General features: G+C 58.8%; 16 protein-coding genes and 2 pseudogenes. 9 read left to right on the top strand and 9 right to left on the bottom strand.

Annotated features, from left to right (window positions below; genetic code table 11):
• Together Q0O19_RS10900 and Q0O19_RS10905 are read left to right on the top strand one after the other, a co-directional pair.
• The coding region (locus tag Q0O19_RS10900; protein ID WP_295522900.1) for a DUF815 domain-containing protein at positions 1-246 on the top strand (246 nt) is incomplete at its 5' end.
• 7 nt (positions 247-253) lie between these two features.
• Positions 254-757 carry an NUDIX domain-containing protein gene (locus Q0O19_RS10905; RefSeq protein WP_295522901.1) on the top strand — a complete coding sequence of 168 codons (504 nt, stop codon included), beginning with the start codon at positions 254-256 and terminating at the stop codon, positions 755-757.
• Between the two features lie 8 nt (positions 758-765).
• Here the strand turns inward: Q0O19_RS10905 and Q0O19_RS10910 are convergent, their stop codons facing one another.
• The 6 genes and pseudogenes from Q0O19_RS10910 to Q0O19_RS10935 all read right to left on the bottom strand — a co-directional run.
• A complete protein-coding gene (locus Q0O19_RS10910) occupies positions 766-981 on the bottom strand; it encodes a DNA gyrase inhibitor YacG (RefSeq protein WP_295522903.1) in 216 nt (71 codons plus the stop codon).
• Entirely contained in the window at positions 978-1,733 is a 756-nt protein-coding gene (gene zapD, locus Q0O19_RS10915; protein ID WP_295522905.1) for a cell division protein ZapD, read from the bottom strand. The genes Q0O19_RS10910 and zapD overlap by 4 nt, the downstream gene beginning before the upstream one ends.
• Positions 1,734-1,755: 22 nt before the next feature.
• On the bottom strand, positions 1,756-2,373 hold the full coding sequence (gene coaE, locus Q0O19_RS10920; RefSeq protein WP_295522907.1) for a dephospho-CoA kinase: 618 nt from the start codon (positions 2,371-2,373) through the stop codon (positions 1,756-1,758).
• A 3-nt stretch (positions 2,374-2,376) separates the two neighbouring features.
• Entirely contained in the window at positions 2,377-3,216 is an 840-nt protein-coding gene (locus tag Q0O19_RS10925; RefSeq protein WP_295522909.1) for an A24 family peptidase, read from the bottom strand.
• A gap of 1 nt (position 3,217) precedes the next feature.
• Entirely contained in the window at positions 3,218-4,426 is a 1,209-nt protein-coding gene (locus Q0O19_RS10930; protein ID WP_295522911.1) for a type II secretion system F family protein, read from the bottom strand.
• Positions 4,423-5,607 (bottom strand): annotated as a pseudogene (locus Q0O19_RS10935) (ATPase, T2SS/T4P/T4SS family); the annotation flags it as partial. The gene Q0O19_RS10930 and the pseudogene Q0O19_RS10935, both read right to left, overlap by 4 nt.
• Before the next feature lie 205 nt (positions 5,608-5,812).
• On the opposite strand from Q0O19_RS10935, the gene Q0O19_RS10940 reads away from it, so the two are divergent.
• Positions 5,813-6,763 carry a hypothetical protein gene (locus Q0O19_RS10940; RefSeq protein ID WP_295522913.1) on the top strand — a complete coding sequence of 317 codons (951 nt, stop codon included), beginning with the start codon at positions 5,813-5,815 and terminating at the stop codon, positions 6,761-6,763.
• A 60-nt stretch (positions 6,764-6,823) separates the two neighbouring features.
• Here the strand turns inward: Q0O19_RS10940 and Q0O19_RS10945 are convergent, their stop codons facing one another.
• On the bottom strand, positions 6,824-7,984 hold the full coding sequence (locus tag Q0O19_RS10945) for an ABC transporter ATP-binding protein (protein WP_295522915.1): 1,161 nt from the start codon (positions 7,982-7,984) through the stop codon (positions 6,824-6,826).
• A gap of 47 nt (positions 7,985-8,031) precedes the next feature.
• On the opposite strand from Q0O19_RS10945, the gene Q0O19_RS10950 reads away from it, so the two are divergent.
• The gene (locus Q0O19_RS10950; protein ID WP_295522917.1) at positions 8,032-9,705 is read left to right on the top strand and encodes an iron ABC transporter permease; all 1,674 of its coding nucleotides are present in this window, start codon (positions 8,032-8,034) and stop codon (positions 9,703-9,705) included.
• Here the strand turns inward: Q0O19_RS10950 and Q0O19_RS10955 are convergent.
• A complete protein-coding gene (locus tag Q0O19_RS10955) occupies positions 9,694-10,638 on the bottom strand; it encodes an ion transporter (RefSeq protein WP_295522919.1) in 945 nt (314 codons plus the stop codon). The two genes, Q0O19_RS10950 and Q0O19_RS10955, sit on opposite strands and share 12 nt — an antisense overlap.
• Positions 10,639-10,811: 173 nt before the next feature.
• Between Q0O19_RS10955 and Q0O19_RS10960 the strand changes: the two genes are divergently transcribed.
• From Q0O19_RS10960 to Q0O19_RS10975, 4 genes are all read left to right on the top strand, one after another.
• Positions 10,812-11,141, top strand: coding sequence for a metalloregulator ArsR/SmtB family transcription factor (locus Q0O19_RS10960; protein ID WP_295522921.1), 330 nt, complete (start codon positions 10,812-10,814; stop codon positions 11,139-11,141).
• Positions 11,142-11,226: 85 nt separating this feature from the next.
• On the top strand, positions 11,227-11,637 hold the full coding sequence (locus Q0O19_RS10965; protein ID WP_295522922.1) for a DsrE family protein: 411 nt from the start codon (positions 11,227-11,229) through the stop codon (positions 11,635-11,637).
• 49 nt (positions 11,638-11,686) lie between these two features.
• Positions 11,687-11,995: a c-type cytochrome gene (locus Q0O19_RS10970; protein ID WP_295522924.1), complete on the top strand. Its 309-nt coding sequence runs from the start codon at positions 11,687-11,689 to the stop codon at positions 11,993-11,995.
• Positions 11,996-12,007: 12 nt separating this feature from the next.
• Positions 12,008-13,282 (top strand): FCSD flavin-binding domain-containing protein, encoded by a 1,275-nt coding sequence (locus Q0O19_RS10975; RefSeq protein ID WP_295522926.1) that lies wholly within the window; start codon positions 12,008-12,010, stop codon positions 13,280-13,282.
• 113 nt (positions 13,283-13,395) lie between these two features.
• On the opposite strand, the gene Q0O19_RS10980 is transcribed toward Q0O19_RS10975, so the two are convergent.
• Complete coding sequence (locus Q0O19_RS10980) at positions 13,396-14,460, bottom strand: YeeE/YedE family protein (RefSeq protein WP_295522927.1); 1,065 nt, start codon at positions 14,458-14,460, stop codon at positions 13,396-13,398.
• Positions 14,461-14,562: 102 nt separating this feature from the next.
• On the opposite strand from Q0O19_RS10980, the pseudogene Q0O19_RS10985 reads away from it, so the two are divergent.
• Positions 14,563-14,871: pseudogene (locus tag Q0O19_RS10985) on the top strand (hypothetical protein); the annotation flags it as partial.

Consider the following 14,871-nt stretch of genomic DNA (forward strand, 5'->3'; position numbering starts at 1 on the left):
GGGGTGGAAGAAAAAATTTCCCTGTCTGAGCGCTTTGGTCTGTGGATCAGTTTTTACCCCTTCTCGCAAGACGAGTACCTGACCATTGCCGGACAGTGGCTCACTGCCCTGGGCGCTACGCCCGCCCAAATCCAAGCCGCCCGTCCTGATGCCTTGCTCTGGGCCTTGGAGCGCGGCTCTCGCAGTGGCCGTGTGGCCTACCAATTTGCACGGGACATGATGGGCCGCCAACCCGGTCAGGCATGAGCCACACATGAGCCAAGACCTGCTTGTCGCCGATAGTGAGCGCGCACGCGAAGACCTGGTCGTTGGTCAGCCCGAGCGTGCCGTGGTCGATGTGGCGGTGGGTGTGCTGCTGCAAGCCGATGGCCAGTTTTTGCTGACCTCGCGACCCGAAGGCAAGGTGTACGCAGGTTATTGGGAGTTTCCTGGCGGGAAATTGGAGGCCGGCGAGTCGGTGGAGCAGGCGCTGCGCCGAGAGTTGCAAGAAGAGTTGGGCATCTCCATAGGGACAGCCCAGGTCTGGAAAACCCAGATGGTCGATTACCCACACGCTTTGGTGCGTCTGCATTTTTGCAAGGTATGGGACTGGCAGGGCGAGTTGCAAATGCGCGAGGCGCAATCACACGCTTGGCAGTCGCTCCCGGTGGCTGTGGTGCCGGTTTTGCCGGGGACGGTGCCGGTGTTGAGTTGGTTGGCCCAAGAGCGGCAATTCACAGCCTGCACCCACAACACAGCGCACAGCGAGCACCACTGATTGACTACTCACTGCAAACGCGGATCGCCAAAGGGCTCGTCGGGTGGGGTGTCGTCAGGCAGTTTGAATTCTTCACTGGCCCAAGCACCGAAGTCCACACCTTTGCAGCGTGCACTGCAAAAGGGCCGATAGGGATTGTTGGGACTGTAAAGACTGGTGCCCGTGCAGGCCGGGCAGCGCACTTTGCGGGGTTGGAAGGCTTGGGGCTGGTTCGCGTCGCTCATGCGCACAAAGACATCTCAAAAGGCACATCGTCGGTGCTGGCCAGCAATTTGCCATCGGCTTGCTGTTGCATCATGCGGATGACCACAAGCAAGCGGTTGCAGCTGATTTCGGGGGTGATGCCCAGTGAAGGATCGATTTTGAGCCGCAACAGTTGGAACGTGCGGCCTTGGGGCAGGTTTTGCTGCAATTGACCGGCTGTGGCCATGACTTTTTGGCTGGAGCCCGACTCGCGCAACATTTTCAGCAGCAATTTAACGGCTTGGGCCAAGGGGCCAAACGGTGTGACCCACTGCGACAGGTCTTGGGCGCGGCTGGCTGCACTGTGGTGTTGCCAGGCATGGTAAGCGGGCAGGTCAAACTCGCAAGTGCCGCCTGGAATCACGGCGCGGCTGCGCAGTGCCATGAGGAAATCGTTGTCGTTCAGGCCTTGGCCGATTTTGCCGCTGACTTGGTTGAGCGCTTCGAAGTGCTCGTCAAGCTGTGCAATCAGGCCGTCCAAAGCTTTCTCGGAGATGACCGGGTTGCCGCGGTAGCCGTTGTAGAGCTGCTTTTGGCGGTCCAGGTCTTTGAGCACATCGGATTTGAGTTCCGAGCGCGAAGCCACTTCGATGATCTCGAACAAGGTGGTCAGCGCAAAGTGATGGTCCACGGCCTCGGTGCGGGCCATCAATAGACCCAGGCGGTTGAACAATTGTTGCAAGCGCAGGTAAGTGCGGATGCGTTCGTTAAAAGGGTATTCGTACAGTATCACGCGGCGTCTTCCAGTGCCGCCATCATAGCCCGAAGTCAGCGGCCACTTGAGCCACTTGTGCCGCTAATTCGGACAGACCCAGGCCCTGGTTGAAGATCACTTGGTCCGCGCAGGCCAAGCGCTGCGCACGGGTTGCTTGCAAGGCGATGATTCGGTCAATTTCTTCAATTGCTAAACCGCTGCGGGCCACTACCCTTTGTCGCTGGGTCTGGGCATCGCAGTCCACCACGAGCACCCGGTCCACCTGCTTACGCCAACGCTCACCCGACTCGACCAGCAAGGGCACGTCAAACACCAACACGCGGTGGCCACTTTGCACCGCCGCTAGCGCTTGCTCTGCGGTGATCTGGCTGACCAAAGGGTGGATGATGGCTTCAAGCCGTTGCTTGGCTTGGAGGTTTTGAAGCACGGCCTCGCGCATGGCCTGCCGGTCCATCGCGCCTTGGGCATCGAGCATATGGGGTCCGAAAGTCTGGGCAATCGCGGCCATGGCCAGTCCGCCTGGGGTGGTCAAGCTGCGCGAAATCGCGTCGGCATCGATCACGGCAGCGCCTTTGGCGGCCAACAGGCCCGCCACCGTACTTTTGCCGCTGCCGATGCCGCCCGTCAGGCCAATGCGCCATGGGTGTTGAATGTTCATGATTTATAAATGAAGGTCAGGCAGGGGGCCAGAGACCATGACCCAAAGACCTGCGAAAACCAAAAAGGGACCAAAGGGGATTTGTCCGTCTTGTGGCATGCGTTGGCGAGCGCGCAACCACAGGCCATAAGCTACGCCCGACAGGGATGCGATCAAGACCAAGGACAGCAAGGCAGGCCAGCCCAGCCAAGCCCCTAAAGCAGCCAGCAGCTTGAAGTCGCCTTGGCCCATGCCTTCTTTTTGGGTGATGAGCTTGAACAGCCAATACACCGACCACAAAAACAAATAACCCACCACCGCCCCCCACAGGGCGTTGTTCAGGTTGATCTGGGTGAGACCCAAACCCGCGGCCATCAACCCTGACCACACCAAAGGCTGCGTGATGGCGTCGGGCAACAAGGTGGTGTCGGCGTCAATGGCGGCCAAAGCGATCAAGGCGGCGGCAAAACCTGACCATGCCAAGGCGCTGGCGCTCAGGCCATGCTGGCCGAAATTCCAGGCGAACAAGGCAGCACACACCATTTCGATGAAAGGATAGCGCCAGCCAATGGGCGTGCGGCATGCTTGGCACCGACCTTGGAGCCACAGGAAGCTGAGCACGGGAATGTTCTCGTACCACGACAGTTCATGGCCGCAGTGTGGGCAATGCGAACTGGGGACAGCGATGTTGTAACGGCCTTGAGGCAAAGGCTGCTTGTCCACTTCGGTCGCTTCTGCACTCGCCTCGGCTGCCCATTGCGCTGCCATCATGCGGGGCAGGCGGTGAATCACCACGTTCAAAAAACTGCCGATCGCCAAACCGAACAAGACCACCAGGATCCAGGAAAAGAGGTCCAAGTGCATGTCAAAAGACCTGTCCCAAGCGAAAAATTGGCAAATACATGGCCACTAGAATACCGCCAATCAGGCCGCCCAGCACCACGATGATCAACGGTTCCAGCAAACTGGACAAACCATTGACGCGGTCGTCGAGTTCGGTTTCCATCAAGGCACCTGCTCTTGCCAGCAAATGGTCCAAGGATCCCGTCTCTTCACCTGTGGCGCACAACTGCACGATCATCGGGGCAAATCGGCCGCTTTGGGCCATGCCCTCGCTCAAACGGCTGCCCTGTGCCACTTGCCTTTGCAGTTGCCAAGTCAAACGCCCATAGACCGCTTGATCACAGGCTTGGGCCACAGGCCCCAAGGCTTCAGCCAAGGGCACACCCGCGGCCAGCAAGGCCGACAAGGTCTGCGCCCAACGGGCCACCACGGCCGTGCTCAGCAGCGCACCCAAGACGGGCATTTTGAGCAGCCAGCGGTCACGCCAAAGCTTTACCCGGATGGCACTGGGTGTGGTTTTTTGTTGTGCAGACTGCCACCACCACAACCCGGCTAAAAAAAGCACCAGCGCCATTGGGCCATACGAACTCAGTCCCTCACTCAGCCCCACCACCATTTGGGTGGGCCATGGCAGGTCGGCGCCAAAGGATTTGAAGACATCCTCAAATACCGGCACCACGAACATCAAGATCAACACCAGCACCGCGATGGCCACGCCCATCACCGCCGTGGGGTACATCAGTGCCGATCGAACCTGCGAGCGCAGGGCTTCGTTCTTTTCCAGTGTTTGCGCCAAGCGCTCCATCATGGTGTCCAAAATACCGGCTGACTCACCGGCTTGTACCAAGCTGATGTACAGGCCTGAAAAATGTGCGGGGTGTTTGGCCAGGGCTTCGTACAAGGCGGTGCCTGATGCCACATCGTTGTGTACCTGTTGCACCAGCTCGGTCAGTGCCAAAGATGGCAGGCTGCGCGACAACATCTCCAAGGACTGCAACAGTGGCATACCCGCCCGGAGCAAGGCCGCCAATTGTCGCGTCATGAGCGAGAGCTCTTCAGGACGTACTCGGGGGTTGTGGTTCCACCACAGGCGTTGCAGCTGAATTTGTTGCAGGCCCTGTCTGCGCAATTGGGCACGGGCCAGCCCGACGGTAGGGGCTTTCAGCCGTCCTTGCCGTTTGCGGCCCTGAGCATCTTGCCCTTGCCAAGTGAATGAGTGGAGCTGGCTCATGCGTCATACCGGGTGTTGGCCAAGACCTCGTCCAATGAGGTCACACCTTGCCGGACTTTGCGCAGGCCTGCCATACGCAGGGTGCTCACCCCTTCGCGTTGGGCTTGCTCGGTCAGTGCTGGGGTGCCCGCTTCTTGCAAGATCAGGCGCTGCATCTCAGCACTGATGGGCATGACTTGGAAAATCCCGGTGCGCCCGGCGAAGCCTTTGTGGCAGTGTGCACAACCGACCGGTTGGTAGGCTTGGACCATTGGCGCGGTCAGCCAGCCGGCGGGCCAACCCGCTTGCAAGCACACATCGGCCGGCAAATTCACAGGCACCTTACACTGTGGGCACAGGCAGCGGACCAAGCGTTGCGCCGTGATCAGGGTCACGCTGGCGGCGATGTTGTAGGCTGCGGTGCCCATGTTGCGAAGGCGCACCAAAGTGCTCGGTGCGTCGTTGGTGTGCAAAGTGGACAGCACCAAATGGCCTGTTTGCGCCGCTTGAATGGCGATGTTGGCCGTTTCCAGATCGCGCACCTCGCCCACCATCAAGATGTCCGGGTCTTGCCTCAAAAAAGCCCGTAAGGCGATGGCAAATGTCAGCCCCGGCTTGTCCTGCACATTCACCTGGTTGATGCCTTGCAGCTGGATTTCGCAGGGGTCTTCTACCGTGGCAATGTTGACTTCGGCGGTGTTGAGCCGGTTCAAGCAGGCGTAAAGCGATTGGGTTTTGCCTGAGCCGGTGGGCCCGGTCACCAGCACCATGCCATGCGGGCGGTGAATCGCCTCCACCAAGCGGGCCAGGTCTTCTGGCTCATACCCCAGCTGGGTCAAATCGAGCTGCGCTTGTGCGGTATCGAGCACCCGGATCACCAACTTTTCGCCAAACAAGGTCGGCAAGGTGCTCACCCGCAAATCGAGCGCGCGTTCGCTGGCCAAAACCAGTTTCATGCGACCGTCTTGCGGCAAGCGTTTTTCGGCAATGTCCAACCTGGACAGCACCTTGATGCGAGAGGCGATGCGGTCTTTCAAGGCCGAAGGGGGCGTTGCCACTTCGCGCAACTCGCCATCGATGCGTATGCGCACGCGGTAACGGTGTTCGTAGGGCTCAAAGTGCAGGTCGGAGGCTTTGAGCGCGACCGCTTGCTCCAGCAGTTGCTGAACCCATTGCACGACCGGCGCATCGTCCACGGCAGCCATTTTGGAACGGTTGTTGAGGTTGTCCTGCATCGCACCACCTTGAGCTATTTTGTTTTAATAAATTCGCCATCATGGTCTGGGTTCCTGAATTTGTAAATCATTCAGTGGATGGGGTGTGCTGGATCACGGCCCACAGCGAACAAAGATTGATAATCTGAAGAAAATTTTGACAATTTTTTTAGTTTCCAGATTGAGATGTCGCATGAAATGCTTTGGACTCCTCGCCCTGTTGTTTTGCCTGCCGGTCTGGGCAGACCACTACAGCCCCATCACGGTTTGGCAAACCGTGCCGTTCATCAAAGGCCAAGACCTGTGCCAGTTCCAAGAGGCTTACGGCAATACCGCCCAGGAGAGTCAGAAAAAATTAAGTTTGCAACTGGTCACTTTGCTCAACGCCGGGGCTGACCCCTCCCAGTTGATCGACTTGATCAACGCCCTGGACCGCTACACCCACCAAAACCGCGAACGCGCCAGTGCCGGTAAAGGCATGGACGTGCTGCTGGAGGGCAGCCTCAAAGCCTCTTTGGACGCGCAATACACCAAGCTGCAACCGCGCAACCGCAACATCACATTTTTCAACCCGGCCCCGATTTTTGCTTTGGCCCGTGATTTGCGTGAAGAAAAACGCCAAGGCTATTTGGATGCCAGCATGCTGGGCCAACTCAACGCCATAGCCTGGGGCTCGTATTCTTATGCGCCATCTTGCAAAGGCGATTTGGTGGTGACCTTGCACATCCAAGTGGCGACAGGCAGAACCTACAACTACCAAGCCGTTGGTCGGCCTGAGCAGGTCATGCGGGCCATCAGCAGCCAGTTGTTCGCTGAATTCCAGCACACCCAGTTCCCATCCAAAGTCCAAATGGGCAGTCGTACCTTGGAGTTGTTGGGTGCGCCCGGTGTGCCGATCAGCCACACTGGCAGTGCTGAAGCCGCGGAGAGGACTTGCAAAAGCATCCAGGCCCGTTTGCCTACGGCGGAAGAATACGAGTTCATGGCCAACTTGGGCGATTGGAACCAAGGCATTCGCACCGTGGGGCGCATTTGGGCGCTGGCCAACAAAATGGTGTTGGCCCCCGAGTTGCCCAACCCTTCACCCATCCGCACAGAAAGCGAAGTGCGTGCACACGAGCTCTATTACTACTGCGTTCGGTGATGGCGCAGGCCAAGTCGGGTCCATTGAAAAACTCTCCGACCCTTGCCGTCGGAGGCGCCCCTAATCGAATTTGACCGGCTGGTACTGCGGTTCGGTGTGCTCGCAAGCCGAGGCCTTAGCGCAAGGCATTTGGCAGAGCTCTCGGTCATTGACCGGGCAGCTGCGGTTAAAAGTGACCACATGGTCGACTTCGGCACGAATGCCGATCCACTCGCCCAGTTTGTGGTCGTGGTGGCTGGGCACATGGGCCATCAGTTGCTCGCCTGTGGCCAAGCGCAGGGTGTACAAAAACTCTGAACCTCGAAAGGCCTTGCGCACGATTTGCGCTTTCACCGGCGCATCGTCGTCGTGCACGATGTCATCGGCCCGCAACAGCACATCACATTGCCCGCCTTCAAATGCGCAGGGCAGGGGACATTCGGCCACATCCCGTAGCTCGCCCACAGGGGTGCTGACCCAAACATGCCCATCCACTTCGCGCAGAGTAGCAGGCGTGAAAACGCCGTGCCCAATGAAGTCGGCCACAAAGCGGGTGGCCGGGCGGTGGTACAGGCTGTAGGCGTCGTCCCATTGGTGCAAATGGCCATGGTTCATCACACCGATCACATCGCCAATCGCAAAAGCCTCCAATTGGTCGTGCGTGACGAGCAAGGCCGTGGCTTGGGCGGCCTTCAAGATGTTGCGCACTTCGTGGGCCAGGCGTTCGCGCAGGTCCACATCCAGGTTGGAAAATGGCTCGTCCAGCAACAACAAATCGGGCTTTGGCGCCAATGCGCGGGCCAGCGCCACGCGTTGTTGCTGTCCGCCCGAGAGTTCGTGGGGGAAGCGTTTGTCAGAGCCGTCCAAGCCCACCAAAGTCAGCACTTCGGCCACGCGTTGTTGCCGCTCGGGTTTGGACAGGTGCGCCAGACCAAAACCGACGTTGCTGCCCACGTCCATGTGCGGGAACAGCGCGTAGTCCTGGAACACCATGCCGATGCGCCTGCGCTCGGCGGGCTCGGTGTGGTTTTTCTCGCTGACCATCCGGCCTGACAGCAAAATCTGGCCTCCCGAGACCGGCTCCAAGCCGGCCACGGCCCTCAACAAGGTGGTCTTACCGCAACCCGAAGGCCCAATCAACACCCCGATGTCACCAGCCTGGAGGCTCAAGTTCACGCCCTGCACGGCGGGTGTGCGGCTGCCGGGGTATTGAATGTCCAGTTGGCGCAGTTCTAGAAACATGCACTGGATTGTAGGCAGGTTGGCCTGCGCTTCTACAATCCAAGACTATGCTGACCACCTTGGCCCGCCGTTTACCGGGTCTTTCCACCTTGCTTTTTGCCCTGCTGGCGTTGGTTTTGGCCTTGCCAGTTTTGGCTGTGCTTGGCTCTTGGCTGCAATCCAATAGCGAAAGCGCCAGCATCTTGCTGGAGATGGCCAGCACCGTGCTGCCCGACTACACCCTGACCACGCTGGGTCTGTGCCTCATGGTGGCGGTGGGTGTGACCGTGCTGGGGCTGGCCACCGCGGTGCTGGTGACCTTGTTTGATTTTCCGGGGCGTGGCGTTTTTGAGTGGTTGCTGCTCTTGCCCCTGGCCATGCCGGCCTATGTGGTGGCTTATGCCTACACTGACTTTTTGCAGTTCAGCGGGCCGCTGCAGGGGGCTTTGCGCGAGGCGCTCGGTTTGCAAGGACGACTTTGGCCCGATGTGCGCAGCGTCTGGGGGGCGGCGCTGGTGTTCACCTTGTCGCTCTACCCTTATGTTTATTTGCTGGCCCGTACGGCTTTGGTGGAGCGGGCTTCAGGCTTGATGGAGGCGGCCCGCTTATTGGGGGCGCCTTTGTCCCGTCGGATTCGCGAGATCGCCTTGCCCCTGGCACGACCGGCCGTGGCGGCTGGCGTGGCGCTTGCGCTCATGGAGACCCTGGCCGACTTTGGCGTGTCCAGTTACTTTGGCATCCAGACCTTCACCGCGGGCATTTACAAAGCGTGGCTGTCGATGGACAACCGCATCGCGGCTGCGCAGCTGGCCACGGTGCTTTTGTTGGTGGTGTTGGTTTTGTTGCAGCTGGAGCAGCGTGCCCAAAAGCGCATGCGCTTTAACCAAGGTCGTGGTTCGCGGCAGGGTACGGCCGAAGCGCAGCCCTTGCGCTTGCATGGCGGACGCTGTTGGTTGGCTTGGGGCGTGTGCAGCTTGCCTGTGCTGCTGGGTTTTGCACTGCCGGTGCTCATCATGCTGCGGGCTTTTGTGGGTGAGACCAGTGAAATGCCTTGGGAGCGCTTTGGCCAGTGGGCTTGGACGAGTTTGCGGCTCGGCGCCGTCACGGCAGTGCTCGCCGTGGGTGTGGCGCTGGCCATGTCGTTCAGTGCCCGCACCCGGGCCAATCCCATCCAACAAGGGGCCATTCAGCTGGTGGGGCTGGGTTATGCCATTCCCGGTGCGGTGGTGGTGGTGGGATTGCTTTTGCCTTTGGGCTGGATTCAGCAACACTGGCCGGCTTCGTCAGCGGTCGCTTGGATCACGGCAACCTCTTTGGGCTTGGTCTGGGCGTATTTGGTGCGTTTTTGCGCGGTGGCTTTGCAGTCGGTGCAAAGCGGCTATGCCCGCATTCCAGTCAGTTTGGACGATTCCGCGCGCATGCTCGGCGTGACGGGCTGGGGCCTGATGCGCCGTGTGCACGCGCCGCTGTTGCAGCGCACCACCTTGGCGGCCCTGTTGCTGGTTTTTGTCGATGTGATGAAGGAGCTGCCCGCCACCATGGTGTTGCGCCCTTTCAACAGCGATACCCTGGCGGTCGTGGCGTACCAGCTGGCACGCGACGAGCGATTGGGCGAAGCGGCACTGCCCTCGCTGGCGCTGGTGTTGGTGGGCTTGGTCCCGGTGATCTTGCTCAGCCGGACTTTGCGCCAACCTGTCAGTGGCCACCTTAGCCCTGGTGGTTCTGCGCGATCAGGGTTTTGAGCCTCTTGGGCGGATCACTGAGCGCTCTTCCAAAATTTGCCGCACGATGGCGCGGGCATGGTCTTCGGTGATGCTGAACTCCCGGCGCAAGTGTTCAATGGTGCGCTTCTCTTTTTCATCAATAAGCCCGTCTTTGAGCAATTCTTCCACCTCGGTGGTGAACTCCAGCTCGTGGGTGCGCACCCGGCTGGCAAAGGACGAAGCCACGATGCCGGTGAGCAATGCCAGAGTGAAGACGCCGGACATGGCGGTGAATGCCCCGATCACTTTGCCCCAAGGCGACAAGGGTGTGACATCGCCATAGCCCACGGTGGTGATGGTCACAATGGACCACCACATGGCATCGGGTATGGTGCCCAATTTGTCGGGTTGCAGGGCATGTTCTGCAAAGTACATCAAGCACGAGGTGATGAGGATGGACAAGGCCAGCAGGTAAAGCGCCGAGATGAAGGCGTCTCTTTCGGTATAGATCGAGGCCAACAAGTCTTCCAGCGCGGTGGTGTAGTGCGACAACTTCAGGATGCGCATGATCCGGATGACGCGCAAAAAGCGCAGGTCCAGACCTGGGAACATGGTCTGCAAAAGAAAGGGCAGGATGGCCAGCAAATCCACCAAACCATGAAAACTCAAGACGTAAGCCCATCGACGGCGATTTCCCGAACTGTGGAACTGGGTTTTTCGTTCAACTGCCGTCCAGATGCGCAGCAGGTATTCGGCAGAGAAAAAAACCACCGAAAAAGTATCAAAAAGGGTTAAGTACTGGCCGTATGCGGTTTCAATTGACGGCACCGACTCCAAGATCACCGCCAAAACGTTGCTCAAGACCATCAAGGTCAGTAACCAAGAAAAAACCCAAGCGGCTTTTCTGTCTTTGTGGCTTTGAAACTCCAAAATGAGGAAAAGCCGCTGCCTGAAAGTCGGGGTGGATTGCATGGGGGCATCTTAGACAAGAAAACTCGATCCGCCGAAACCGGTGGCTCCCCCTTTAGCTTTGATTGTGAATAAACAAATAACAAAACAATGCTTGTGTGGGGGAGGAAGGATCGTCAGAATCGAATACGATGAAGAGGGGCAAATTTGGTGTCCCTGCGATTCAAACTACGACCATGGCCAAACCCGCCCCATTTAAAACCAATCACTTGACCGAATCTGAGGAGGTTTTTGACAAAGCCGCCGATATTTTTCGCGTCATGTCTGCGCCCATGCGACTGCGCATCATCAGCGCTTTGTGCAACGGCGAGAAAAATGTGGGCGACTTGCTGGCCGAGATCGACACAACTCAACCCAATATGTCGCAGCACTTGAACACGCTTTACCGATCGGGTGTGCTCGGCAAGCGCCGTGAGGGTGTCCAAATTTACTACCGAATCATCAACGACCATGTGGTCTCGCTGTGCCGCGCTGTGTGTGTGCAGATCGCCAGCGAAAGCGATTGAAAGATCGACGTCAGTTTCAGACCGGGTTTTCACGGGCACCCAACCGGCCTTGATCCGACTAATATCCATACTTAAGGAGCAATGAATGAAGAAACACCTGCTATGGATGGTCGGCCTGCTGGCCTGCACCCTGAGCTGGGCCGAAATCAAGGTGGTTTACCACCTGAGCGAGGGCATACCCCAGGCATCTCGTGCCATCGGCAACATCCGAAACCATTTGGCCGCTGATCCGACTGCCAAAATTGTGGTCGTCACACACGGGCTGGGCATCGACTTTTTGATCGACGGTGCCACCAACCAGATGGACCAGCCTTTTGCCGGGGGCGTCAGTGACTTGGTCAACAAGGGCGTGGAGTTCCGTGTGTGCAACAACACTTTGGTCTCGCGCAAAATCTCTGCCGATAAACTGCTGATGGAAGCCAAAGTGGTGCCCTCCGGTGTAGCCGAAGTGGCCAAGTTGCAAGCCAACGAAAAATTTGTGTACTTGCGCCCCTGATGGGCGTTGAGACGTTCATTCGCCCCGACTGTTTTTTCGAGGAAAACCCATGAAGATTCAACACACTTTATCAGCGGCCGCCTTGGTCGCGCTCTCCGGCCTGGCCCAAGCCCAGGTCGATCCTCTGCATGTGCGCAGCTGGGCCGCATCGTGCGCAGCTTGCCACGGCACCGATGGCCATGCCCAACCGGGCATGATTTCTTTGGCGGGTGTGCCCAAAGAGGTCACGATTCAAAAAATGTTGGACTACAAAGCCGGTCGCGTGCCTGCGGCCACCATCATGCACCAGCTCTCCAAGGGCTATTCCGACGAGCAAATCGCCGCCATCGCTGGCTACTTTGCCGCCCAGAAGAAATAAGGAAGAACTGCCATGCAACGTCGTCATTTTCTGCAGACCGGCTCCGCTTTGGGTGCCATGGGACTGGTTTCGGGTTGTGCCACCGTGGGTGGTGGCAGTGGCCCGAAAGTGGTGGTGATTGGTGGGGGGTACGCTGGTGCCACGGCCGCTAAATACCTGCGCATGTGGTCTGAGCACAAGATCCAGGTCACCCTGGTCGAGCCCAGTGATGCATTCATCTCTTGCCCGATGTCCAACCTCGTCATTGGCGGTAGCAAAACCATCACGGAAATCACGACCCCCTATGACAACCTGACCAAGCGCCACGGTGTCAAGGTCATCAAGGACCGCGTCAATACGATCGATGCCGACAAGCGCATCGTCAAATTGGCTGGTGGTGCCGAGTTGGCCTATGACCGCCTGATCGTCTCGCCCGGTGTGGACTTCATGTGGGAAACCCTGCCCGGCATGAACCGTGCAGGCGCCAAAGAGCAAGTGATGCACGCCTGGAAGGCCGGCGAGCAAACCGTGACCCTGCGCAAGCAACTTGAAGCCATGCCCGATGGTGGTGTGTTCGCCATGTCGATCCCGCTGGCTCCCTACCGATGCCCCCCCGGTCCTTACGAGCGGGCTTGCCAAGTGGCCGACTACTTCACCAAAGCCAAGCCCAAGAGCAAGGTGCTGATCTTGGACGCCAACGACGACGTCACTTCTAAGCCGGCTTTGTTCAAGAAGGCCTGGACTGAGCGCTACAAAGGCATCATCGAGTACCGCAGCAAGCACAACGTGACCGATGTGAATGTGGCCAACAAGACCTTGAAGTTTGAATTCAATGACGACATCAAGGCCAGTGTGCTCAACGTGATTCCAACCATGCGGGCCGGTGACATTGCCGTCAACGCGGGTCTGGCCACCGCCAACAAGCGCTGGTGCGAAGTGGATTTCTTGACCTTCGAATCCAAAGCGGCCAAAAACGTGCACGTTTTGGGCGATGCGATCCAGATCGCCCCTGGTATGCCCAAATCGGGCCACATGGCCAACCAGCACGGCAAGACCTGTGCGGCAGCGGTCATCGCTTTGTTGATGGGCAAAGAAGTCAACCCCATGCCCATTTACAACAACACCTGCTACAGCTATGTCAGCACCAAGGATGTGGTGCATGTGGCCAGTGTGCACCGCTATGACGCTGAAAAGAAAACCATGCTGACCGTGCCGGGTTCTGGTGGCGTGTCCAGCGCGGCCAACGAACTGGAAGGTGTTTACGCGTGGGCTTGGGCGCAAAACATCTGGGCCGACACGTTGGCTTGATGAACCATGCGCGTGGCCGCGTGCCACGCCATTGAAAAAACGCCGCAGTTCTTGGGACTGGCGGCGTTTTTTTATTACTCGGTGAGCGCGCGGTAGGCCACGCTTAGACAAAGTTAGATCTGCCAGCCCATGCTGCGGTGCAAGCGCCAGGATAGGCCTGCGCCCAACCAAATGGCGATCAGGGTCAGCCAGGCCGTGAGTGAAAAGATCGAACCTCCGGTCATGCCCGCACCCACGGTGCAGCCGCCGGCCAACACCGCGCCAAAACCCATCAGCACAGCACCCGTGAGGTAGTGGCCCAGTTTGTTCTCGGTCTTGAAGCCCTCGAACTTGAAGTCGCCACCCACCAGTGCGCCCAGCAAAGAACCCGCAAAAGTGGCGGGCAGCAAACCCGCATCAAAGCCCATGCTCGGAGATGTGGCGCTGGACAGGACCCGCATCAACATCTCGGCCGATGCGCTGCTGAAGCTGAGCCCTTGAATTTGCACCGCCTCAAACGACTCTGAGGCGATCGCCTGTGTCAGGCCCCAGCCCAGCGCAATGCTCAGGCCCACAACGATGGCCCCCAGCGCCAAGCCCCAGCGACGCGGGTGCGCCTTGAAGAAAAAGTAGAACCCGGTGCCCAAAGCCAGCAGCGCCAGCACCAGCCCACCCGTGGGCCCTATGCCCGTGATCTGCAGCAAATCACGCCCGGCCCCGCCATCGATGGGCCATACACTGGCCAAGGCCTGGCGGGCAGGTGCCAGCCACCCAGCAATGCTGGCCTGCACCGTGACGGCAAACACCAGGCCAGCCAGCAAGGCACGCAAATTGCCGGTTGCCGACAAAATCAGCAAACGGCTGGCGCAGCCGCGCGTCAAAATCATGCCCGCCCCAAACAACAAGCCTCCCAACACCGCGCCCGACATGCTGCCAGTTGCGTTGATGTAGCGGGCGTCTGCAGGCTTGAGCGCGCCCGCCCACACCAGCGCTTGCACGCCCACCAGCGCCGCGCCAAAAGCCAGCCACCACACGCTGAAACGGTCGCCCGTCTGGCCTTCGCAGCACTCCAACACGGCAGCACGGGCACAAAATCGGGTGCGCTGGGCCGCCAGGCCAAAGATGAAGCCCACCAATGCACCCGCCATGGCCAGTACATTCGAGTCTCCCCAGGTTTCAAGCAAGCTTGCGAGATTCATGGATTTCTCCAATAATTCATTGGGTTCTTATATTCTAAGTGCGACACTGGCGAAGCTTCATGCCGCCACACAAAACCCGCTATTGTCCACTGTCTGCAATTCATGGACTCCAACCTGAATCTATTTTCTTTGTCTGCTTTGCGTCGTCGTGACTGGCTTTTGCGGGTGGGGGTATCGCTTGCGGCCACCCCCGTTTGGGCGCAATCGGGCCGTGCTGCCACCTTGCCCGCTGCCCAATCGCTGCCCGACGAACTGGCCCGCGCCCTGAAAAACAAGCAGCCTCTGATCGTCATGGTCAGCTTGGATGGTTGCGTATTCTGTCGCCAAGCCAGACAAAGCCACCTCTCGCCCATGGCGCTTGCAGGCAGCACCATCGTGCAGGTGGACATGCGCAGCAACCAACCTGTGCTC

The organism is Limnohabitans sp. Rim8 (assembly GCF_945869175.1).
GTDB lineage: Bacteria > Pseudomonadota > Gammaproteobacteria > Burkholderiales > Burkholderiaceae_C > Limnohabitans_A.

Bases quoted from the DNA above. Each gene is read 5' to 3' on its own strand.
- Q0O19_RS10905 (WP_295522901.1), top strand. From the start codon at position 254: ATGAGCCAAGACCTGCTTGTCGCCGATAGTGAGCGCGCACGCGAAGAC.
- Q0O19_RS10910 (WP_295522903.1), bottom strand. From the start codon at position 981: ATGAGCGACGCGAACCAGCCCCAAGCCTTCCAACCCCGCAAAGTGCGC.
- coaE (WP_295522907.1), bottom strand. From the start codon at position 2,373: ATGAACATTCAACACCCATGGCGCATTGGCCTGACGGGCGGCATCGGC.
- Q0O19_RS10925 (WP_295522909.1), bottom strand. From the start codon at position 3,216: ATGCACTTGGACCTCTTTTCCTGGATCCTGGTGGTCTTGTTCGGTTTG.
- Q0O19_RS10930 (WP_295522911.1), bottom strand. From the start codon at position 4,426: ATGAGCCAGCTCCACTCATTCACTTGGCAAGGGCAAGATGCTCAGGGC.
- Q0O19_RS10940 (WP_295522913.1), top strand. From the start codon at position 5,813: ATGAAATGCTTTGGACTCCTCGCCCTGTTGTTTTGCCTGCCGGTCTGG.
- Q0O19_RS10945 (WP_295522915.1), bottom strand. From the start codon at position 7,984: ATGTTTCTAGAACTGCGCCAACTGGACATTCAATACCCCGGCAGCCGC.
- Q0O19_RS10950 (WP_295522917.1), top strand. From the start codon at position 8,032: ATGCTGACCACCTTGGCCCGCCGTTTACCGGGTCTTTCCACCTTGCTT.
- Q0O19_RS10955 (WP_295522919.1), bottom strand. From the start codon at position 10,638: ATGCAATCCACCCCGACTTTCAGGCAGCGGCTTTTCCTCATTTTGGAG.
- Q0O19_RS10960 (WP_295522921.1), top strand. From the start codon at position 10,812: ATGGCCAAACCCGCCCCATTTAAAACCAATCACTTGACCGAATCTGAG.
- Q0O19_RS10965 (WP_295522922.1), top strand. From the start codon at position 11,227: ATGAAGAAACACCTGCTATGGATGGTCGGCCTGCTGGCCTGCACCCTG.
- Q0O19_RS10970 (WP_295522924.1), top strand. From the start codon at position 11,687: ATGAAGATTCAACACACTTTATCAGCGGCCGCCTTGGTCGCGCTCTCC.
- Q0O19_RS10975 (WP_295522926.1), top strand. From the start codon at position 12,008: ATGCAACGTCGTCATTTTCTGCAGACCGGCTCCGCTTTGGGTGCCATG.
- Q0O19_RS10980 (WP_295522927.1), bottom strand. From the start codon at position 14,460: ATGAATCTCGCAAGCTTGCTTGAAACCTGGGGAGACTCGAATGTACTG.